We start from the raw sequence: 20,222 nt of genomic DNA, 5'->3' as shown, positions 1-20,222 counted from the left end.
GCCGGGTCTTCTTCCTCTTGCCTGCGTATTCGGCATCGGCGAAACTGATCTGGTCCATCGGCACAACTCCTTTGCCACGATCAACGATTCAAGGGGCCGTTCGGTGGACTTGTTCAGACCTTCCCTAGTAACACAGCACCCCATAACGACAAAACACCTCCTGTGGATGCCTTCCGGCTGCTCCGCTTGGCGGTTGACAGTCTGTACCTGTCCTTCCCTGGCGATCTCCGGCCCGAAGTCCTGGCGGCTCTGAGCACCCTCAAGACCAAGGCCCAGTCCGAACACCCGGAGCTCCAAGCCCAAGCCCAGTACGTGGTGGGCCAACACATCTTCGAGGTCAAGGACAAGGGCGCCCGAATGTTCCCCTTCGTCCTGGAGGACAACGCCTACCGGCTGCAACTGTCCAAGCCAGGCAAGAAGCTGCCCATGGCCTACGTCAAGGTCTCGGCGGAGTACCTGGCACACAAAGGCCCACTAGCGGTCTATCAGGAGCTCCAGGAGCTCTTGGCTGAGTTTGGGGACGTCACAGGTAGCGGTTTGGTCTCCCGGATCGACCTTGCGGCTGATTTCGTGTCCAGCATCGCCATGGACTCCTGGCCCCGGTCGGCCTGGGTGACGCGGGCGACCCAGATTCACAGCTATGCCAAGGACCAAATCTTTACGGGCTGGACCATCGGTATGGGCGGGATCATCAGCGCCCGGCTTTACAACAAGGTCGAGGAAATCCTCTACAGCGGCAAGCCCTGGGTCATGAACCTTTGGCAACAAGTGGGCTGGGCCGTCGGGGAGCCCGTCTGGCGGCTGGAATTCGAGCTCAAGCGGGATTTCCTCAAGGAGAAGGGCCTCTCCAGCCTGGACAGCATCCTGGAACACCTCAACGGCCTGTGGAGCTACGCCACCACCGAATGGCTGCGGCTCACGGTTCCCAATGAGGCGGACACGGTCCGGGGACGCTGGCCGATTCATCCACTGTGGGTGGCCCTGGCCTCTGTGGACTGGGAGTCTGCCAACTCGGGCCGCCTGGAGCGGTTCAGCAACGCACGCACGCCCAGCGAGCAACGCCTGGCGGTGATGGTCATGGGCTCTCTGGTGTCCTACATGGCCATGCACGGCCTGGACGATCACAACGAGGCGATTGAGGCCCTGCTGCATGTCCTGCATGAGAACTTCTCCGTCCTGGCCGACAAGAAGGGCATGACCTTCGAGGAGTTGCTGGCCCAACGGGTGGCGCTCAAGGCGCGGGATTTCAACACAGGCATCAATGAACCGGGCTTGGCGGCTACGCTCAAGAAGGCTTCCAGGGATGAGGGACCGGATGCCTACCGCCGGGCCTCCAGGGGCGAGTAAGGACCAGAACCATGGAAGACGAGGCCCCGTCTTTGCTCCCCCTACCCCCGGTTCGGTGTCTGTCCAAGGAACAGGCTGCCGAGTACCTGGGGATCGGCGTCACCCTCCTAAGTCAGCTGGACGTGCCCTATGTCCGGTTCGGGCGGCGCTGCGTTTATGACCGGGTTGACTTGGATGCCTGGCTGGACGAACATAAGGGCGAGCGAAGACGGGCCGGAAAGGAGAATTTATGGCCCGTAATGAAGGGGTCTACCGGCGGCCGGATTCCGGTAACTGGTGGATCAATGCAACGCTCCCCGACGGCAAAAGAGTACGCCAAAGCACTGGGACTGAAAACCGAGAGGACGCCGAAGCGTATCTAGCGAAACTCAAGCTGGATGCGTACCGCGAAACCCACTTCGGGATCAAGCCTCAGCGCAGTTGGCAAGAGGCCGTGGTTCGGTATCTCGAACTGAAACAGGGACTGCGAAATATTGCGGGGGTTCGGCAGATTTGCCGCCACTTGGACCGCTACCTGGGCGACAAGCTGCTTAGCCAAATCAATGGCGACATGGTTTGGACCATCATCCAGGGCGAGCTCAAGAAGGGCAACAAGCCGGCCACGGTGAACCGCTACTTGTCAGCCGTCCGGGGCATTCTCAGAATGGCTCGCGATGAATGGCAGTGGATCGACACCATGCCCAAGATTCGCATGCTTCCTGGCGAAGTCGAGCGCGACCGCTGGTTGACGCATGAAGAGGCGGAACGGTTGATCCGCTGTTGTGCGCCCCATCTGGCGGCCCTGGTTCGGTATGCCCTGGCAACAGGCTGCCGCGCTGGCGAGATCACGGGGTTGGAATGGAACCGGGTGGACTTGAACCGCAGGACCGCCTGGCTGAACCAGACCAAGAATGGAACGCCTCGGGGAGTGCCGTTAAATGAAGATGCGATAGAGGTATTGAAGGAGCAAATCGGCAAGCATCTGCGCTACTGCTTCACCTACGAAGGCCAGCCCCTAAGGGCGGACGTGACCAACACGGCCTGGCATACAGCGTTGGAGCGAGCGGGGATCGAGGACTTCCGGTTTCATGACTTGCGCCACACCTGGGCGTCTTGGCATCGTCAGGCGGGAACCTCCTGCGACGAACTCAAGGACCTGGGCGGCTGGAAGTCGCGGAACATGGTGGACCGCTATGCCAAGTTTGCAACGGAGAATTTGTTGGCCGCAGCGTCTCGAATCGAGCGCGGGGGGAGTGGCAAGAACGTGATTGCTTTGTCACGTTTTAGTCACGGCTGAAAAGAAAAAGAGCCAGCACTTTCGTGCTAGCCCTTATCTTTATTGGCTCCTCGACCTGGGCTCGAACCAGGGACCTACGGATTAACAGTCCGGCGCTCTACCGACTGAGCTATCGAGGAATATTCGGTATTCGAATTGTAATTGGTAGGACGTGCGGGATTCGAACCTGCGACCAACGGATTAAAAGTCCGCTGCTCTACCAACTGAGCTAACGTCCCCCAGACCGGGACGCTTACGCTAGCCCCGACAAGCCTTCAATTATAGCGTGATTTTCTCATGCCTTTCAAACCAGTTTCACGATCTCATTGAGCACCCAGCCGGCCGCGCACTGGCCGAAGGTGGCCGTGACGGCCACCTGCGAACCATAGCCGCTGCAGTTGAGCGAGCCATCGCCCTCGACGGCACAGGACGCATCGGGGCCGCTGACAGCCTCGCGGCTGAACACGCAGGTCACGCCCATCTTGCGTCCCTCTCGCGCTGCGCCATGTTCCTTGCGCAGGCGGTAACGCAGCTGCGCCAGCAGCGGGTCGTGTGTGACACGGCCCAGGTCTTCGATGTCCACCGCATGCGCCAGGCGTTTGCCACCCGCGGCGCCGGCACTGATGAAAACGATCTTGCGCTTGAGCGCCCAGGCCGCCATGGCAGTCTTGGCGCGCACCTGGTCACAGGCGTCGATGACGGCGTCCACCCCCGGGGGCAGCAAAGCCGGCCAGTTGCCGGGCTCCACGAACGCCTCGATGCCCTGCACCTGGCAATCCGGGTTGATCTGTGCGATGCGATCGCGCATGGCCAGCACCTTGGCCTGGCCCAGCGTGGCCTCCAGGGCGTGGATCTGGCGGTTGATATTGGATTCGGCCACGTGGTCCAGGTCGATCAGCGTCAGACGCCCCACGCCGCTGCGCGCCAGGGCCTCCACAGCCCAGGAGCCGACCCCGCCGACTCCCACCACGGCCACATGGGCGGCACGGATGCGCTGCGCTGCGGCGACGCCGTAGAGACGGACCAGGCCGCCGAAGCGGCGCTCTGCATCCATGGCAGCAGACGTCACGTCAGGCCATGCGCTCCAGGCGCCACATCTGGTACTTGAAACCCAGCACGGCACCGGCCACGATGGCCGCAAAGGCCACCAGGCTGTTGAGCCCCAGGGTGGACAGGCCGGTCAGGCCCTGGCCGATGGTGCAGCCCATGGCGGTGACGCCGCCCACGCCCATGAGCACGGCGCCCACCAGATGGTTGGCCACGTCCTCGGTGCTGCCAAAACCCTCCCAGCGGAAGCTGCGGTCCCACAGGGCCACGATGGCGGAACCAACGATGACGCCGAAGACGGAGACGATGCCCAGAGTAAGCACCTTGCTCTTGTCGCTGTAAAACAGGAGCCAGTCCAGCGCATAGGACACCGGGGCCACAAAGCTCAGGGCTTCGGCGCGGCCCGAGTTGGTGGCGAGATAGACCTCTTCCAGGGTCTGCGGATGCTCGACCACATGGCCCAGGGAGCCGCTGACCCACCACATCGCGACGATGATGCCGCCTATGCCCAGGCCGGCCAGGAGGTTGTCGATATGCAGGAACTGTTCTCCGCGCAGGGCCCAGACGATCAGGACAAGCCCCAGGCCGAGACCGAGCAGCAAGCCAGCCAGAGCGGGCGTGAGCCCCAGGAGGGAGGAAGCCAGAGAGGGCAGATTGGCCGTGCCGGCAAAGTCCACGCTGACCCGGTCCACGGTGGCCACGCGCAGCACGGCGGTGATGCCCTTCATGGTGGCAAAACCCGCCAGGCCCATGACCAGCAGCACCACCAGGGACTTGAGGTTGCCCGCACCCACGCGCACCAGGGTCTTGCTGCCGCAGCCCGAGGCCAGCACCATGCCAAAGCCGAACAGGGCGCCACCGATGGCGGCTGAGAGCCAGAGCCAGCGGTTGCCGCCATGCAGAGTCCTGGCCGGGTCGATCAGACCGGCATAGGCCAGCAGGGCAAAACCCGCCATGGCTACGCCGATGGCCAGGCCCCACTGGCGCATGCGCGTCCAGTCGCCCATATTGATCACGTCGCTGACGGCGCCCATGGTGCAGAAATGGGTGCGCTGCGCGATGGCGCCAAAGAGCAGAGAGAGAAAAAAGGAGGCGCTCAACACCAGGGTGTTGAGCGCGGTGAGGTCGGAGGTATGCATGACCCGGATTCTAAAGCCGGGCCCAAAACCTACTTGAGCCGGGGCAGGCGCTGCTTCGCGGCGGCGGCGGCCTCGGATTGCGGATAGGCCTTGATCAGGTCTTCCAGCGTCTTGCGCGCCGCCTTGGTGTCCTTGAGCTCGACCTGGCAGTTGGCGATGGACAGCACGGCTTCAGGGCCGCGCAGGTGGTCCGGCGCCTGCGTGAGCAGGTTACGGAAGTTCTGGATGGCCACCTGGTAGTCCCGCGTGGCGTACTGGGCATTGCCCAGCCAGAAAAAGGACGATGGCGCATAACCGCTGCTGGGGTAACGCTTGAGGAACTCGACAAAGGCGGCTTGCGCTGCGACGAAGTCCCCCTTGCGGAAGATGCCCAGCGCGGCCTCGTAGTCACGCTTTTCAGCCTGGTCGGCCAGGAACTCCCGGCCATCCACCGTGACCTTGGTCGGCTCGAACTTGCGCAGGCGCTCGTCGATGCCGGCCAGCAGATCCTTCTGCTGACGCTGCATTTCGGCCACGTCGCGCGTGAGTTGCTCGTTCTGCCCGACCAGGCGGGCCATGTCGGCACGCAGGGTCTCGATCTGGGTCTGCAGATCCAGCAGGCTGCGGCGCAGCTGGGCGTTCTCTTCCGTGCTGCGCGCGGCCTGCTCGGCTGAGCGGTTTTCGGTGTCCTGACGCACACTGTCCACACGCTGGCGCAGGTCGAGGATGGCACGACGGGCCTCTTCGTCATCGAAAAGGCCCGCCTGCGCTACGGTGGCGCCGCAGGCGCACAGCAGCAGGGCTGCCAGGCGGAGGGTCTTGCGCATCGCAAAGTCTCCAGCGGGTGATCAGCGATAGCGGATTTCGGCGCGGCGGTTCTTGGCCCAGGCTGCTTCGCTGCTGCCCTGCTCGACCGGCTTTTCCTTGCCGAAGCTCACGGCCTCGATCTGGCTGTCCGCCACACCCAGCAGCACCAGCGCACGGCGCACGGCTTCGGCACGGCGCTGGCCCAGGGCCAGGTTGTACTCGCGGCCACCGCGCTCGTCGGTATGGCCTTCGATCACGACCTTGCGGCCGCGCTCGGCCTTGATATAGCCGGCATGCGCGTCGATCAGGGCCTGGAACTCGGGCTTGATGACGTAGCTGTCGTAATCGAAGTAGACCAGGCGGGACACATTGGCGATCGCTGCCTGGGACGCCTTGCCGTCATCGACCGGGGCGGCAACCGAGGTCTTGGCCACGACGCTGTCACCGGCGGTGGCGTTCGCACCGCTGGAGCGGTCCTCCACCGGGGGGTTGTCCAGGTTGACGGACGAGCAGCCGGCCATCACCAGGGTGAGTGCGCCCAATAGCGCGAGTTTCTTCATCGACATTTTTTACTCCTGTGGGATCGATCGTGAAATGGTAAAGGGTGTTCAGTTGGACGTTTTCTGGAACGGCCCCCAGTCGGGCTCCCGGATATCACCACCCTGCCCGGCCAAGCGGGCCTTGATTTTCCCGTCCAGGGTGGTGGTCATCAGGGCTTCGCGTTCCTGCTGTTTGGTCGCATAGAGAAGCAGGCGGCTGTTGGGAGCGAAACTCGGGTTCTCGTCGGCGCTGGTTTCGGTCAGGGCCGTGACATTGCCGGTCAACAACTCCATCACATGGAGTTTGAAAGCGCCGCTGACCCGGGAAATATAAGCCAGCCAGCGGCCGTCGGCGCTCAGCGTAGGGGAAATGTTGTAAGTGCCGGTAAACGTCACCCGCTCCGGGTTGCCGCCGGCGGCGGGCATGCGATAGATCTGCGGACTGCCACCGCGGTCACTGACGAAGTAGAGGAACTTGCCGTCGTGCGAATAGATGGGTTCGGTGTCGATGCTGGAGGACTGGGTCAGACGGCGCGGCTCGGCGCCCACGGTGGTCACGTCCAGCGTGTAGAGCTGCGAGCCACCGTCACGGCTCAGCGTCACGGCCAGGCTGCGCCCGTCGGGCGACCAGGCCGGCGCGCTGTTGGAGCCGCGGAAGTTGGCCACCAGACGGCGCTTGCCGCTTGCCACGTCGTGGATATAGACCACCGGCTTGCGAGACTCGAAGGACACATAGGCCAGTTGCCGGCCGTCGGTCGACCAGCTCGGGGAGATGATGGGCTCGGGGCTGGTCAGCGCGGGCTGGGCGCCCTCACCGTCGGCATCGGCCACCCAGAGGCTGTAGCGCTGCTCTGCCTTGGTGACATAGGCGATGCGGGTCGAGAAGACGCCCTTGTCCCCGGTGAGCTTCTCGTAGACGAAGTCGGCAATGCGGTGCGCGGCCAGGCGCAGATCGGCCTGGCTGACGGCATAACTCTGGCCGCCCAGGTCACGACCGGCCACCACGTCCCAGAGGCGGAAGCGCACGTCGTAACGGCCGTCGGCCAGGCGGGAGATGCTGCCGGCCACCAGGGAGTCGGCGCCGCTCTGGCGCCAGGGCACCAGGTCCGGGCGGGCGTTTTCGTCGAGCGAACCCGAGCGGGCCGCCACACTGCGGAACTGGCCGCTGCGCTCCAGATCGGCCTGCACGATGGCGCTGATCTTCTGGGGCGAGGCATCCTCGCCGCGGAAAGGCGCAAAGGCAATGGGCAACTGCGTCAGGCCCACGCCGGACACCTCCACCCGGAACTGGGCGTAGGCCGGCCAGGCGGCCAGCAGCGTGATCAAAGTCAACAGGTAGCGTCTCATCATTTTTTGCATTATCCCAGCCTTGTCATGACAACATCGTCATCCGGGCGGGCCTGAGCATAACCCGAGGCCGCACGCACGATGTCCGACTGTGCCCGCTCGCGGACCGTGCGGGCGTTCTGCGATTCCTGGTCGCGTGCGGCCTCCTTGTGCCAGAGGTGGAAGACCTCGGTCGCGCAGAAACCATTTTTGCGCGCCACGCCGGCATGGTGCAGGCGCAGCACAAAATCGGCGTCCTCGTGCCCCCAGCCGACGAAGGACTCGTCAAAACCGTCGATGCACTCGTAATCGCTGCGCCAGACACCCATATTGCAGCTGCGTATGCCCTTCCAGTAGAAGTCGGCATGCACCCGCCCGCGCCAGTCGGGCAGGCGCAGCAGATGGGTCAGCTTGCTGGCCCGGCCGCGCAGGCGCTGCCTCAGCCAGTAGAAGGCGCTGCGACCGCAGATCTGCTCGGCGCCCGAGATCACGCTGCGGGTCAGTTCGGGCGAGAGCAGCACGCGGCTGCCGTTGACGAAATGCCCGGTCGCGGCCAGCTGTTTGTGGCGGGCGATGAAATCCACCTCGGGGACGCAGTCGCCATCCATGAAGATGAGGTAGGCGTGGCGGGCGGCCGCCACGCCGCGGTTGCGGACCCTGGAGGCGGTGAAGCCGACGTCGGGATGCCAGACATGCGTCAGGCCCAGTTCACGGGCGACGGGGGCATCCAGGATGGTGCGGCGATGCTCTACACGCGAACCATCGTCCGCCACAATCACCTCGAAAGCCCGGTCGGTCTGCCGCGCCAGGCCCTGCAGCACGGCCAGCAGGGCGTCGCTGCGGTTATAGGTCGTGATGACCACGGAAACGGGCTCGGAGGGGCTCATTTTGAACTAGACTACACGACTGATATCGGCCCGCGCCACACAGGCGGGCCGCCGAATACTACCACCCCCGATGCGCCAAATTTCCGTCTACATCATCGCCTACAACGAGGCCGAAAAGGTCGCGGCCACCATCGAGAGCGCGAAGTGGGCGGACGAGATCATCGTGGTCGATTCCCACAGCACCGACGGCACACAGGACATCGCCACACGCTTGGGCGCGCGCGTCGTGCAGGTCGAATTCAAGGGCTTCGGTGACCTGCGCAATAAGGCCATTGCAGCCTGCACACACGATTGGATCTTCAGCATCGACGCCGACGAGCGCTGCACGCCCGAGGTGGCAGCCGAAGTGCGCGCCATCGCCAACGACCCGGATGCGCTGGACGTCTGGCGCGTGCCGCGGCGCAACTACTTCATGGGCCGCTGGATCCGGCATTCCGGCTGGTACCCCAACTTCCGCCAGCCGCAGCTCTTCCGCAAGGGCAAGATGAGCTACGACCTCAAGCCCGTGCACGAGGGCTACGTGCTGCACACTGACAAGCCCATCGGCACGCTGCAGAACGTGATCTGGCAGTTCCCCTTCAAGAACATGGCCGAGGTCATGCACAAGGCGAACCGTTATTCGAGCCTGGGGGCCGAGAAGATCGTGCACAAGCGGATCTCCATGGGCTCGGCCCTGGCGCACGGCATCTGGTCCTTCGTCAAGCACTATGTCTTCAAGCTCGGTTTCCTGGACGGCTGGGCCGGTTTCATGATCGCCCTGGGCAACTTCGAGGGCACCTTCTACCGCTATGTGAAGGCGCTGGAGATGCAGAAGGGTGAAGCCTGGAAGGCGCCCAGGTCACAGGCCCGCGCTCCCTGATGCCCCCGACCAATCGCTCCCTGTACCTGCGGCTGCTGTCCTACGTACGGCCGTACTGGAAAGCTTTTGCGCTGGCTGTGGTCGGCATGGTGGCCACCGCGGCAACCGAGCCGGTCTTCCCGGCCATCATGAAGTACCTGCTGGACAAAGGTTTCCAGACGAACGACCCGCGCATGGTCTGGCTGATCCCGGTGGGCATCGTGACCCTCTTTCTGGTGCGTAGTCTGTTCGTCTACTTCACCGGTTACCTGATGATGTGGATTTCCAGCCGTGTGGTCACCGATCTGCGGCGCGCCATGTTCGCCAAGCTGATCACCCTGCCCACGCAGCATTTCGACCAGCATTCGGCGGGGCAGTTGATCTCGCGACTGGTCTATGACGTCAGCCATGTCTCGGAAGCCGCCACCAGCGCACTGGTCACGATGGTCCGTGAATCCCTCACGGCGATCGCGCTTCTGGCCTATCTGCTCTACCTCGACTGGAAGCTCACCCTGATCACGCTGGCGATCGGCCCGGTCATTGCGTACACCGTGAAATCCTTCGGCAAACGCATGCGTGCGGCCAGCCAGAAGAGCATGCTGTCGATGCGTTTGATCTCCCACACCATCGAGGAAACGGTCAAGGCGCAGAAGGTGGTCAAGATATTCGGCGGGCAGGCTCATCAGGTCCAGCGTTTCGGCGACGCGACCGAGCAGTTTCGCCGCGCTCAGATGCGCGAGGCCATCCCCGCCTCCGCCACCACACCCATCACCCACATTGCGGCGGCGATCGCTGTGGCCGTCATCACCTACCTGGCATTGAGCCAGGCCACGGGCAAAGCGGGCGCCTCCGCTGGCGGTTTTGTCTCTTTCATCACGGCCATGTTGCTGCTGATTGCGCCGCTCAAGCAACTCACCACCATCAGCACGACCCTGCAGAAGGGACTGGCCGCTGCGGAAAGCGTCTTCGATCTGCTGGACACCCCCGAGGAGGCCGATGGCGGCACGCGTGTGCTTGGACAGGCCCGTGGCGACATCACTTTCGAGCAGGTCAGCTTCCGTTATCCCGGCGCCGAGCGTCTGGCACTGAACGACATCAGCTTTCATGCCGCAGCCGGGCAAAGCGTCGCACTGGTCGGAGCCTCCGGCGGCGGGAAGACCACCATCAGTGCGCTGATCCCGCGTTTTTATGCCGCCAGCGGCGGCAGGATCCTCGTGGACGGAACGGACATCCAGGACCTCACCCTGATGAGCCTGCGCCAGAACATCGCGCTCGTCAGCCAGGACGTGGTCCTGTTCAACGACACGCTGGAAGCGAATATCGCCTTTGGCACCCTGGGCACACACAGCCGTGACGACGTGATCAATGCAGCCCGGGCTGCCTACGCCTGGGAGTTCATCGAGCAACTTCCGGAGGGGCTGGACACGATGATCGGTGAAAATGGCGCCCGCCTCTCGGGCGGCCAGCGCCAACGTATCGCCATCGCGCGCGCGCTGCTGAAAAACGCCCCCATCCTGATCCTGGACGAAGCCACCTCGGCCCTGGACACCGAATCCGAGCGCCAGGTCCAGGCCGCCCTGGCGGTGCTGATGAAAGACCGCACCACCCTGGTCATCGCTCACCGCCTGAGCACCATCGAACATGCAGACCGCATCCTCGTGCTGGAGCAGGGACGCATCGTGGAAAGCGGCACGCACGCTGAGCTGCTCGCAAGCGGCGGCTATTACGCCAACCTCATACGCGTACAGACATGAACATCCCTATCCTCATGTACCACCAGATCGATGTGCCGCCGCCCAGCGGCACGCCGCTGCGTGGCCTGGTTGTGTCGCCTGGCTCGTTTGACCGCCAGATGCTGCTGCTCAAGTTACTGGGTTACCGCGGCCTGTCGATGCGGGATCTGGAGCCCTACCTCAAGGGTGAAAAAAAGGGCAAAGTCGTCGGCATCACCTTCGACGACGGCTACCAGAACAATCTGCACAACGCTCTACCGATACTGAAAAAGTTCGGCTTCACCGCCACCTGCTATGCCGTCAGCGGCATGATCGGCGGCACCAACAGCTGGGACCAAGGCCTGGTCGCCGAAAAACCTCTCATGAGCGAAGCCGACTGGGGGGCTTGGCTGGCCGGCGGCATGGATGTCGGCTCACACACCCGGACTCATGCGGACCTGAACGAGCTTGACCTCGTGCAGGCGCGTGAACAGATCGCCGACTCGAAGCGGGAACTGGAAAACACCCTGAGTTGCGAAGTGCGGCATTTCTGCTATCCCTATGGCCGCTTCGGTGTCGAGCACAGCCAACTGGCCCGGGAGGCGGGCTACGTCACGGCCACCACGACACGGCGCGGCCGTGTGCATGCGGGTGATGACCTGATGACGCTGCGCCGGGTGCTCGTGGCGCAAGCGACGCACGTACTGCATTTCTACTTGAAAATCCAGACTCAATACGAGGACCGTCGTGGTTGATTCATCTACTAATCTCTACGCTGACAAGACCAGGGAGTACTTCTCGCGGGCGCGAATGGAAATAGCCCCTCTGCTGCCGAAGGGGATCGTCTCCCCTCTGCGCGCGCTTGAAATCGGATGCTCCGAAGGGCACACACTCGAGTGGTTGAAAAAAATAGGCGTGTGCAATTGGACTGCAGGCGTAGAGCCCTATGCCGAATTGCGAGCAAGCCCGGGAGCTGTTGATCAATTCTTCAAATTGGACATCGAAAAAGCCTCGCTCAACCTCCCCCCCGCATCGGTTGACCTGATTTTGTGCTTGGATGTCCTTGAGCATCTTGTCAATCCTTGGGAGACTGTCCGCAGGCTTGATAACTTGCTCAGGCCGGGTGGTTTGTGGATTATTAGTATCCCAAACATCAGGAACTACCATATCCTCATGGACCTCGCATTCAACGGTCGGTTCGATTACACGGAGTCTGGAATTCTCGATCGTACGCATCTGCGCTTTTTCACGCGAAAATCGGCCATTGAACTCATCGAATGCAGTGGCGCCAAACATGTCATGACCATTACCGATGACGCCTCAAGATGGCAGAAGAAAATGCTCAAGGCACTCGGACTTGGGGATCTGCTTGCAAAGCAACTTATCCTGTCGGCTAGAAAAAGCGACGCACCTTACCAGCCATCAACCTGAAGCAGTCAAGCGATGGACTCTACTGTCGTACTTTATTGCAAGAGCTACAGGACCGATCTCAAACGTACTTGCAGATTGGCGAAAAGCATCGACGACTTCAATACGGAAAAAATTCCGTTTTACATCTCGATTCCTCAAAAGGATTTCGCCTTATTCAAGGAGCACTTGTCGGGACTCGATGTCAACCTCATCGAAGATGAGTCCATCATCCGAGCGAACCCTCGAATAGACGCCCAAAAGCTCGCTCAGCTTCCGGGCGGGCAATCGCAGCAGATCATCAAGTCCGAGTTTTGGCGCCTAGACATTTCCGACAGCTATGTCTGTCTTGACTCAGATTCCTTCTTTATTCGCCCATTCACGAAACGTGAATTTCTGTCAACGGATGGGACCCCGTACACCATCATTAACGAAGGTCACGATATTCTTGATCTGTCGCTCAGGACAGGAAAAACCGGCGTTATCGATGACTTCTTCAGGGAGTCCGAAAGTTTCAAGAAGATATTTGAAAGGAATGGCCCATCGTACAGCTATGGTCCGAATCCACTGATTTGGCACAAAGCTGTCTGGCAGAGCCTCGAAAAGAATTTCCTCGATACGCGTGGCATCAGCTTTCTGGAAGCGACGCTCATGAATGCTCTGGACGCAAACTGGTACGGAGAGGCATTGCTGAAGTACAAGGCAATTCCCATCATTCCCAGAGAGTCACTTTTCAAGGTCTACCACTACGCTTGGCAACTCGATATCGACAGTAGGAATCGGATCACCCCCAATGAACTTGCCAAGCTCTATTGTGGTGTGATCTATCAATCTGCCTGGGACCGCCAGATGGACTGGCCACGCGAGGCAGGCTCGCTGGGTTCGCGTCTCTCACGCCGCGTGAAGCGGCTATTTGGCAGGATTTAAATTACCGACTGCGCTTGCCTGGGTTCGACATGACGATAGCTGGCACTCAGTAGAGCGTAGGCCAAAACAAAGCCCTGCATTTCGAACATGTGATCACGAAAAACAGAGTCGGTCCAGGCGCGCAGCATCCAGAAAATCGACAGGGCAATCAGGACCAGTGCCCATTCATTCAGTTCAGAGTTGTCCCGCAGATGCATGAAGCCCTGGACGCAGAAATACGCCAGAACCCAGAAATAGAGCAGGACGCCCATCCATCCAATGGCAAGTGCCGTATCAACCCATCCATTGTGCGCATGCGCCAGTTTCAGAACCGGATCAGCACACTCCTGCCTCAACAGCTTTTCGAATGACTGCCTTGAGCCATCCAGGCCCCAAGGATGCTTGTAAGCCAATTCCAGACCCGCACGCAGTATCACTATGCGAGCGCCATCCCCATCACGCACCCCGGCGATGACGCGCTGCGCGCGTTCAGCAGGAGCAAAGCGTGAAGAAATCTCGGCTTCGATGGAAGCCGTCCCCTCGCATTCAATAAGGATCGGATCGCCCAGGAAGCCTGCTGCGAACTTGACGGTCATGTCCTGCCAGCGCGGGTCAACCTTGACCGCCACACCTATGACCGCCACGCTCGCCAGCAGCAAAGCTGCCGTGCCTCCCAATACATACCGCCGGGTCGCGCCGGCCTGGGTCAGCACCACCGCGAGAAAGACAAGCAATCCGCCCAGGACGGCAAATGCGAGCCCCGCGCGCGAGTACGCCAACGCCGGAGAAATGAGAGCGCAAGCCACGAGCAGCAGTGCCCAGAGCCGGTACCGCCTTTGGCCGGCGATCAGAGCCGTCATCAGCAGGACCACGGCCTGCCCGGCGGCATAACCCAGATCGGCATGATGACTTTCCCTCCCCCAGTAACCCCAGGGAATCTGGCCAGTCTGCAGTGCCTTCCAGGCCGCCAACGACAAGAAAACCAGCAGGGTCACGGAACTGACCAGCCCGAGATAAAACGCGGACCCTATATTTTTTTTGCGCAGCACCAACGCCGTACCGGCACCGGCCAGCATGGCCAGTATTCCGCGAGCCCACTGGCCTTCCAGGCTTTGCAATGCAACACGGTGATCGTCAGCAATGAATGGGAAAATCAGCAGATAGATCGCCCAGAGCAGAATAGGCAGGCCCAGGCGAAACTCAGGACGTATCTTTGGGAACTGCCAGACCAGGCACAGGAGCAAGGCCAGGAGGGCGACATTGCGTAGCGCAATGGTATCGGCCATGGGCAACACGGCGAGATAGATCGCCGCAAAAAGTCCGGTCCAGACTGCCGGATCGGATAGGCACGCTTTCAAAGCGTGCGTGCAACTTTGTTTTTCCATAACCATCTCTTGAAAAAGCTGCGCGGCGCATCACCGCTGAGCGCACCCAGCCGCAGTTGTCTCCTGGACTCGAGCAGGGGATTCCAGGAGCCGCCAGACTCCAATTGTTTGTAGGCCTGCAGCACCGCCAGATTGCCCAGGCGTGTATGTTCGAAGCGGGCCTCGGGATGCTTGGACTTCAGCAGCTTCTTGTTGCGTTTGATCAGTGCCCGCGCCGAGGGACTGGCCTTGAAAGTCGCACTGCCCACATGCAGGATGAACACATCCTCGGTGATCATCTGCCGGTAACCGGCCTTGGCCAGACGCAGGCTGAAATCGAAATCCTCGTAATAGCCCAGACCGAAATCCAGATCGAGGCCGCCGAGCCGGTCCCAGGCATCGCGCCGGATGGCGATGCAGAAGAAATCGCAGCGATAGGCCGGCATCAGCTGGTGCGCCGGGTTTTCGTTCAGCCACTGCCCGATCTGCAGCCAGTCTTCGTGCGTGGCACCTGGTTTCCACAGGCGTTGCCCGTTGCCTGCTGCATTGGTCACCGGCCCGAGCATGGCCACGTCGGCCGGAGCCTCGCGAACCGTACGCTTCAAAGCGTCCAGCGTGCTCATTGGGAAAACGGTGTCGTTGTTGACCAGCAGCAGCCAGCGGCCGCGTGCCTGCGCTGCCCCCCAGTTCATGCCTCCAGCGAAGCCACGATTGGTGTCGCTCAGCAGACATTTCACTTGTGGATGAGCCACGCACCAAGCGGCGGTTTTCGCGGCCGAATCGTCGGGCGACCCATTGTCGACGACCAGAACCTCGATCTCCGGGTCATCGAAGCAGGGCACCAGCGACTCCAGGCAAGCGCGCGTGGTCACATCGAAGTTGCGAAAACCGAGAACGACCAGGGACAGCAAAGGTGTCGTCACTCCGGGCTCCTCTTCAAATCAGCCACCCAGTCCAGCAGGCGCGCCACGGCAGCCTGGGTGGTGTAGGGACTGGTGCGATCGCTGTCTGGCAGGCCCGCACCGCACCAGCGGTCGAACAGCTGCACCAGTCCGCGAGAAAATTCAGACGCGCAAGCCTCTGCACCCTGTCCCGACTCGCCCGTCTGCACAACCACGTGGCCTTCGCCACGCAGCATGGCCGCCATCTGCGGATTGCGGTGCACCGTGGCCAGGATGGGACGCTGCATCCACAGGTATTCGTAGAGCTTGGAGGGGATGTATTCCTCGCAAATCGGCTCCTCACCGTGTAGCAGCAGCAGCACGTCCACGCCGCGCATGCGACGCAGGATCTGCTCGCGGCCACTTTGCCCCGTGATGGGATCGGCTTCGATGCGTCCCAGATGGCGCACACAGGCCCGCACCGGCGACAGCGCGAGCTTCGCCGCCGAGACGGCATCCAGCGGGCCACCCGTGACCTGCAGTTCGGTCGCGGCCACCAGGTCCGGTCGGCTCGCCTGCAAGGCTTCAAGCGCCAGGATGAAAGGCGTGAGATTGCGCGTGGCCGAGAGCGAGCCGAAATGTCCGACGATGAATTTCGAGTCCGGCTGGTAGGGCGGCAAGGTGCGGAACGGCGGGTCGATGCCCGGCAGCAGCATCTTGCCGCGCCCACCCAGCGCGGGGTGGCGTGCCCGCGCGCTGGCCAGGGCCTGCTCGGTGAACCAGATGGCCACGTCGGCTTCGCGGCAGATCAACGCCTCCACACGCGCCTGCATCTTCTGCTGCGCGGTATGCGGCGTGCTGCCAGGCGTGATGAAGGGGTCATGCACCTCGGCCAGCCAGGGGGTGCCCGTGGCGCGCTTCAAGGCCCGCCCGGCCAGATGGGCGGCAAAAGCGCCACCCGTGGAATAGATCAGGTCGAAGGGCTGCTGGCGCGCCAGCGCCCTGCCCGTGAGCCAGGCGCTGAACCACCAGGACCAGGAGCTTTCCACCGGGCGCAGCAGCTTCTCGATGATGAGCCCGGGCAGCAGCACGAGCGTAGCCAGGGTCATCAGCAGGCGGTAGGCGACAGGGTTGGCAAAGCGCCGGCGCAGCACATGTCGCAGCTCGAAACGCAAGCCGGCGGGCCCCGCAGGCCAGAGCTGGTGATGTTCCACCACCTTGTCCTTGCTGCCTGACACGCCGCTGAGCACCACAACTTCAATGCCGGCTTGGCGCAGGTGAGGGAGCTTGTCGGTGATGGTCTGGCTGGCGGCCCGGCCATCCATGTTGAAGGCATGGGCCAGGATGAGCCAGCGTTGCCGGGTGGGTTCAGTCATCAGGATAGGGCGGCGGCCTGCTGGTAAAGCGCTTCGTATTGTAGGGCGGCACTCTCCCAGGTATGGGCCCGAGCGAACTCCAGCCCGCAGTGGCGCAGCTTTGCGGCCAGTTCGGGCTGGTCGAGCACGGAACGCAGCAGGCCCGCCAGGGCCTGGGCATCACGCGGATCGTGCAGGAGCAGGGCTTCGTGCCGGTCCTGCAATTCGCGCGAGATGCCGCAATGCACCGGACCACTGACCACCACCGGCAGGCCGTGCGCCATGGCTTCGAGCACCACCATGGCAAAGCTGTCTTCCAGGGTGGGATGGGCCAGGCAGTCGGCCGCACGGTAGGCCGGGCCCAGCTCGTCCAGCGACCCCAGGAAATGCACCCGGGTCGCCACGCCCAGCTTGTCGGCCTGCTGCCGGTAGTGTGCAATGGGTGCCGGATTTCCGGCCACAGCCAGATGTACCTCGGCTGGCAGCTTGGCGAGTGCCTGCAGCAGCGCATCGAGCCCCTTGCGCTTGTAATCGTTGGCCACAAAAAGCAGCAGCGACGCATCGCTGGGCAGTTCCAGCTGGCGGCGCGCCATATTGCGTGTCATGGTGTCCTGCCGCAGATAGGTGCCCGGCGTGATGATCGCCAGGCGCTTGCGGCTGGCCGGATAGGCCTGTTCGCACTCGAGCTTGAGTGTCTTGGACGTCGCCACGATGACCCGCCCCGGCCTGCGCTTGAAACGCGCGCCTTCCAGGCAGACATAGGTGATCAGGCGCAGACTCAGGCACACCTTGAGCCAGCGCAGTGCGCGATCCAGGCCACGACGTCCGTGCAGCAGGTTGTGGCGCAGCGGCCGCACGTGCACGGTCTGGACCTGGCCATGCCAGGTGTTCTCGTGCGAATGCACCACATCAAAACCCTTGCGTGTGCGCCACCAGGTGGTGACGGCAAACAGCAGCTGGTTGATCCAGCGCGGCTTCTGGCTCAGGCAGAACACGGGGTGATAGTTCACCCCCTCCACGGGCTGGTTCGTTTCCTGCGCAAAAACATGGATCTCATGCCGTGCGGCCAGTTCCTGCGTGATGGCCACCGAATAGCTCTCGGCACCGCCGGCAGATCTGGAAAAAACGCGGTTGATGATGGCGATGCGCAAGCTGAGAATCCGGAAATCAGTAGCCTTGGAACAGGAAATCCAGCGCGGCGGTAATTTGTGCCTGCTCATTGGCCAGGGAAGCCGCCACAGTTTTCAGGACGCGCTGGGGCACGGCGGCCATCTTGGGCGTTTCCAGCAGGTAATCCTGATCCTCGATGCGAAGCACTGGGGTCAACCGCGTCGACAGTTTGACCTTGGGAAAATGCGCCAGACTTCTCAATGGAATCACGACCCTGCTGTCCAGACCATCCAGCAGATTACTCTGCACATCGAGGAGATAGGGGGTCGTACTGGCATGCTCACCAGGATTGGCGTACACATCAAAGCGGGCCATCAAAACGTTCTCCACTGGTCCAGCGGCAGTCCCTCGGCTTCGAGGGTGGCGTTGTAGGCCTCGATGAATCCCGCGTGCTCTTCCCGCCATCGCCGATTCTGTTCACGCCTCACGGCCTCACGCAAATACTGATCGCATAACTGAGAAACATTGAGGCGCAACTCCTTGGCTGCATCCAGCACCTCAGCGCTCAAGCTGAGGTTCGTCGCCCGCTTTCCAGCCGAACGTGTACGCGATAGACCTTCAGATGGTTTAGATTGGGGCATAGGCATCACACCCTCCATGCGCAGATTAATATGCGCATAGTCTATCACCATCAAACATGCGCATCAGAGCAGGACGATGTCGTACTGCTCCTGCCACATGGCGGCCTCGCTCTGCAGGGAGATCGGTTTGCCGATGAAGTCGGAGAGCCCCGCCAGGTGCTGGCTTTCCTCGTCCAGCAGCAGTTCGATCACCTGCGGTGCGGCCACCACCCGGAACTCGCGCGGGTTGAACTGGCGCGCTTCGCGCAGGATCTCGCGCAGGATGTCGTAGGCCACGCTGCGCGCGGTCTTGACGATGCCCTTGCCCGTGCAGCTCGGGCAGGGCTCGCACAGCATGTGGGCCAGCGATTCACGTGTGCGCTTGCGAGTCATCTCCAGCAGACCCAGCTGCGAGAAACCGCCCAGCATGGTCTTGACGCGATCCCGCGCCAGCTGCTTGCGGAACTCGGTCAGCACCGCCTCGCGATGGTCCTCGCGTGTCATGTCGATGAAGTCGGCAATGACGATGCCACCCAGGTTGCGCAGGCGCAGCTGGCGGGCAATGGCGCCGGCCGCCTCCAGATTGGTCTTGAAGATGGTGTCGTCGAAGTTGCGCGCGCCGACGAAACCGCCGGTGTTCACGTCGACCGTGGTGAGCGCCTCGGTCTGGTCCACGATCAGGTAACCACCCGACTTGAGCTCCACACGCCTGCCCAGGGCCTTGGCGATCTCCTCGTCAATGCCGAAGAGGTCGAAGATGGGCCGCTCGCCCTTGTAATGCTGCAGCTTGCCCACCGCGGCCGGCATGAACTCCATGCCGAAGGCATGCAGCGCTTCAAACTGTTCGCGTGAATCCACCTTGATGGACACCGTGTGCTCGCTCACCAGGTCACGCAACACGCGCTGCAGCAGGTTCAGGTCCAGGTGCAGCAGGGACTTCGGCGGCAGACGCATCGAAGCGTCCTTGATGCGGGCCCAGGTCTTGCGCAGGTAGGCGATGTCCTCGCCCAGCTCGGCATCGCTGGAGTCCTCGCCGTTGGTGCGCAGGATGAAGCCGCCGCCCTGCTCGCCCACCAGTTTCTGCAGGCGCGTGCGCAGCTCGTCGCGCTGGGCCAGCGGGATCTTCTGCGACACGCCAATGTGGTCGTCCTGCGGCAGGAAGACCAGCAGGCGCCCGGCGATGCTGACCTGGGTGGACAGGCGCGCGCCCTTGGTGCCGATGGGGTCCTTGATGACCTGCACCATCAACGCCTGGCCCTCGAAAACCTGTTTCTCGATCGGCACCTGAGGCTGCGATGCACGCGAGGCGCTGAGCGACTCGCCTTCGGCCGGTGGGTGCCAGACATCGGCCACATGCAGGAAGGCCGCCTTGTCCAGGCCGATGTCGATGAAAGCCGACTGCATGCCGGGCAGCACACGAGAGACCTTGCCCAGGTAGATATTGCCCACCAGACCGCGCTCGCTGGTGCGCTCCACGTGCAGTTCCTGCACGGCCGCGTTTTCCACCACGGCCACGCGCGTCTCCTGTGGCGACCAGTTGATCAGGATGTCTTCTTGTGGCACTTAAAACACCCCCAGGCTGCGCGCACTACGTGTCGCTACGCCCCCCCCCTTGCAGGGGGCGACACCAGCGGCCCGGCAGAGCCGGTTCCACGGTGTCCCTCGGTTTGGAAATCCGCTCTCGCTGGGTCGAAGGTTGAAAG

20 protein-coding genes and 2 tRNA genes are annotated in these 20,222 nt (G+C 62.3%); 7 read left to right on the top strand and 15 right to left on the bottom strand.

Features of this window, described 5'->3' with window-relative positions; all coding sequences use genetic code 11:
• Positions 1–186 precede the first annotated feature (186 nt).
• Complete coding sequence (locus ACYVH8_RS09955; protein ID WP_460488700.1) at positions 187–1,347, top strand: hypothetical protein; 1,161 nt, start codon at positions 187–189, stop codon at positions 1,345–1,347.
• A 229-nt stretch (positions 1,348–1,576) separates the two neighbouring features.
• The gene (locus tag ACYVH8_RS09950; protein WP_460488699.1) at positions 1,577–2,623 is read left to right on the top strand and encodes a tyrosine-type recombinase/integrase; all 1,047 of its coding nucleotides are present in this window, start codon (positions 1,577–1,579) and stop codon (positions 2,621–2,623) included.
• Positions 2,624–2,666: 43 nt separating this feature from the next.
• Here ACYVH8_RS09950 and ACYVH8_RS09945 read toward each other — a convergent pair.
• From ACYVH8_RS09945 to ACYVH8_RS09910, 8 genes are all read right to left on the bottom strand, one after another.
• Positions 2,667–2,742 (bottom strand) — tRNA-Asn (locus ACYVH8_RS09945).
• 23 nt (positions 2,743–2,765) lie between these two features.
• Positions 2,766–2,841, bottom strand: a tRNA-Lys gene (locus tag ACYVH8_RS09940).
• 65 nt (positions 2,842–2,906) lie between these two features.
• Complete coding sequence (locus tag ACYVH8_RS09935) at positions 2,907–3,656, bottom strand: tRNA threonylcarbamoyladenosine dehydratase (RefSeq protein WP_460488698.1); 750 nt, start codon at positions 3,654–3,656, stop codon at positions 2,907–2,909.
• A 16-nt stretch (positions 3,657–3,672) separates the two neighbouring features.
• The gene (locus ACYVH8_RS09930) at positions 3,673–4,788 is read right to left on the bottom strand and encodes a YeeE/YedE family protein (protein ID WP_460488697.1); all 1,116 of its coding nucleotides are present in this window, start codon (positions 4,786–4,788) and stop codon (positions 3,673–3,675) included.
• A gap of 29 nt (positions 4,789–4,817) precedes the next feature.
• Complete coding sequence (gene ybgF / locus ACYVH8_RS09925) at positions 4,818–5,594, bottom strand: tol-pal system protein YbgF (RefSeq protein ID WP_460488696.1); 777 nt, start codon at positions 5,592–5,594, stop codon at positions 4,818–4,820.
• A gap of 21 nt (positions 5,595–5,615) precedes the next feature.
• Entirely contained in the window at positions 5,616–6,140 is a 525-nt protein-coding gene (pal, locus tag ACYVH8_RS09920) for a peptidoglycan-associated lipoprotein Pal (protein ID WP_460488695.1), read from the bottom strand.
• A gap of 42 nt (positions 6,141–6,182) precedes the next feature.
• A complete protein-coding gene (gene tolB, locus ACYVH8_RS09915; protein WP_460488694.1) occupies positions 6,183–7,472 on the bottom strand; it encodes a Tol-Pal system beta propeller repeat protein TolB in 1,290 nt (429 codons plus the stop codon).
• A complete protein-coding gene (locus ACYVH8_RS09910; RefSeq protein WP_460488693.1) occupies positions 7,472–8,326 on the bottom strand; it encodes a glycosyltransferase family 2 protein in 855 nt (284 codons plus the stop codon). Before ACYVH8_RS09910 ends, tolB begins: the two co-directional genes overlap by 1 nt.
• A 70-nt stretch (positions 8,327–8,396) precedes the next feature.
• Here ACYVH8_RS09910 and ACYVH8_RS09905 point away from each other — a divergent pair, with 70 nt between their 5' ends.
• From ACYVH8_RS09905 to ACYVH8_RS09885, 5 genes are read left to right on the top strand one after another with little or no spacing between them, the layout of a single operon-like run.
• Complete coding sequence (locus tag ACYVH8_RS09905; protein ID WP_460488692.1) at positions 8,397–9,185, top strand: glycosyltransferase family 2 protein; 789 nt, start codon at positions 8,397–8,399, stop codon at positions 9,183–9,185.
• A complete protein-coding gene (gene msbA / locus ACYVH8_RS09900) occupies positions 9,185–10,918 on the top strand; it encodes a lipid A export permease/ATP-binding protein MsbA (RefSeq protein WP_460488691.1) in 1,734 nt (577 codons plus the stop codon). The genes ACYVH8_RS09905 and msbA overlap by 1 nt, the downstream gene beginning before the upstream one ends.
• 14 nt (positions 10,919–10,932) lie before the next feature.
• Positions 10,933–11,631: a polysaccharide deacetylase family protein gene (locus tag ACYVH8_RS09895; RefSeq protein ID WP_460488690.1), complete on the top strand. Its 699-nt coding sequence runs from the start codon at positions 10,933–10,935 to the stop codon at positions 11,629–11,631.
• Positions 11,624–12,307, top strand: coding sequence for a class I SAM-dependent methyltransferase (locus tag ACYVH8_RS09890; protein WP_460488689.1), 684 nt, complete (start codon positions 11,624–11,626; stop codon positions 12,305–12,307). Before ACYVH8_RS09895 ends, ACYVH8_RS09890 begins: the two co-directional genes overlap by 8 nt.
• Positions 12,308–12,319: 12 nt before the next feature.
• Positions 12,320–13,210, top strand: coding sequence for a DUF6492 family protein (locus ACYVH8_RS09885; RefSeq protein ID WP_460488688.1), 891 nt, complete (start codon positions 12,320–12,322; stop codon positions 13,208–13,210).
• On the opposite strand, the gene ACYVH8_RS09880 is transcribed toward ACYVH8_RS09885, so the two are convergent.
• Genes ACYVH8_RS09880 through rng form a run of 7 tightly spaced genes read right to left on the bottom strand, consistent with a single transcriptional unit; the run spans position 13,207 to position 20,082 of the window.
• On the bottom strand, positions 13,207–14,574 hold the full coding sequence (locus tag ACYVH8_RS09880) for an O-antigen ligase family protein (RefSeq protein WP_460488687.1): 1,368 nt from the start codon (positions 14,572–14,574) through the stop codon (positions 13,207–13,209). The genes ACYVH8_RS09885 and ACYVH8_RS09880 overlap by 4 nt on opposite strands.
• Positions 14,544–15,476: a glycosyltransferase family 2 protein gene (locus ACYVH8_RS09875; RefSeq protein ID WP_460488686.1), complete on the bottom strand. Its 933-nt coding sequence runs from the start codon at positions 15,474–15,476 to the stop codon at positions 14,544–14,546. Before ACYVH8_RS09875 ends, ACYVH8_RS09880 begins: the two co-directional genes overlap by 31 nt.
• Entirely contained in the window at positions 15,473–16,810 is a 1,338-nt protein-coding gene (locus tag ACYVH8_RS09870) for a glycosyltransferase (RefSeq protein WP_460488685.1), read from the bottom strand. Before ACYVH8_RS09870 ends, ACYVH8_RS09875 begins: the two co-directional genes overlap by 4 nt.
• Positions 16,810–17,940: a glycosyltransferase family 4 protein gene (locus ACYVH8_RS09865; protein WP_460488684.1), complete on the bottom strand. Its 1,131-nt coding sequence runs from the start codon at positions 17,938–17,940 to the stop codon at positions 16,810–16,812. The genes ACYVH8_RS09870 and ACYVH8_RS09865 overlap by 1 nt, the downstream gene beginning before the upstream one ends.
• A gap of 16 nt (positions 17,941–17,956) precedes the next feature.
• Complete coding sequence (locus tag ACYVH8_RS09860; protein ID WP_460488683.1) at positions 17,957–18,274, bottom strand: CcdB family protein; 318 nt, start codon at positions 18,272–18,274, stop codon at positions 17,957–17,959.
• On the bottom strand, positions 18,274–18,546 hold the full coding sequence (locus ACYVH8_RS09855) for a type II toxin-antitoxin system CcdA family antitoxin (protein WP_460488682.1): 273 nt from the start codon (positions 18,544–18,546) through the stop codon (positions 18,274–18,276). The genes ACYVH8_RS09860 and ACYVH8_RS09855 overlap by 1 nt, the downstream gene beginning before the upstream one ends.
• Before the next feature lie 57 nt (positions 18,547–18,603).
• Entirely contained in the window at positions 18,604–20,082 is a 1,479-nt protein-coding gene (gene rng, locus ACYVH8_RS09850; protein WP_460488681.1) for a ribonuclease G, read from the bottom strand.
• Between the last annotated feature and the right edge of the window lie 140 nt (positions 20,083–20,222).

This window comes from Curvibacter fontanus, assembly GCF_054780335.1.
The sequence above is the reverse complement of the archived record's forward strand: the minus strand, read 5'-3'. Positions and strand labels throughout refer to the sequence as shown.

Bases quoted from the DNA above. Each gene is read 5' to 3' on its own strand.
- ACYVH8_RS09910 (WP_460488693.1), bottom strand. From the start codon at position 8,326: ATGAGCCCCTCCGAGCCCGTTTCCGTGGTCATCACGACCTATAACCGC.
- ACYVH8_RS09860 (WP_460488683.1), bottom strand. From the start codon at position 18,274: ATGGCCCGCTTTGATGTGTACGCCAATCCTGGTGAGCATGCCAGTACG.
- ACYVH8_RS09950 (WP_460488699.1), top strand. From the start codon at position 1,577: ATGGCCCGTAATGAAGGGGTCTACCGGCGGCCGGATTCCGGTAACTGG.
- ACYVH8_RS09935 (WP_460488698.1), bottom strand. From the start codon at position 3,656: ATGGATGCAGAGCGCCGCTTCGGCGGCCTGGTCCGTCTCTACGGCGTC.
- ACYVH8_RS09905 (WP_460488692.1), top strand. From the start codon at position 8,397: ATGCGCCAAATTTCCGTCTACATCATCGCCTACAACGAGGCCGAAAAG.
- ACYVH8_RS09870 (WP_460488685.1), bottom strand. From the start codon at position 16,810: ATGACTGAACCCACCCGGCAACGCTGGCTCATCCTGGCCCATGCCTTC.
- msbA (WP_460488691.1), top strand. From the start codon at position 9,185: ATGCCCCCGACCAATCGCTCCCTGTACCTGCGGCTGCTGTCCTACGTA.
- ACYVH8_RS09885 (WP_460488688.1), top strand. From the start codon at position 12,320: ATGGACTCTACTGTCGTACTTTATTGCAAGAGCTACAGGACCGATCTC.
- tolB (WP_460488694.1), bottom strand. From the start codon at position 7,472: ATGCAAAAAATGATGAGACGCTACCTGTTGACTTTGATCACGCTGCTG.
- ACYVH8_RS09930 (WP_460488697.1), bottom strand. From the start codon at position 4,788: ATGCATACCTCCGACCTCACCGCGCTCAACACCCTGGTGTTGAGCGCC.
- ACYVH8_RS09855 (WP_460488682.1), bottom strand. From the start codon at position 18,546: ATGCCTATGCCCCAATCTAAACCATCTGAAGGTCTATCGCGTACACGT.
- ACYVH8_RS09895 (WP_460488690.1), top strand. From the start codon at position 10,933: ATGTACCACCAGATCGATGTGCCGCCGCCCAGCGGCACGCCGCTGCGT.
- pal (WP_460488695.1), bottom strand. From the start codon at position 6,140: ATGTCGATGAAGAAACTCGCGCTATTGGGCGCACTCACCCTGGTGATG.
- ybgF (WP_460488696.1), bottom strand. From the start codon at position 5,594: ATGCGCAAGACCCTCCGCCTGGCAGCCCTGCTGCTGTGCGCCTGCGGC.
- ACYVH8_RS09880 (WP_460488687.1), bottom strand. From the start codon at position 14,574: ATGGAAAAACAAAGTTGCACGCACGCTTTGAAAGCGTGCCTATCCGAT.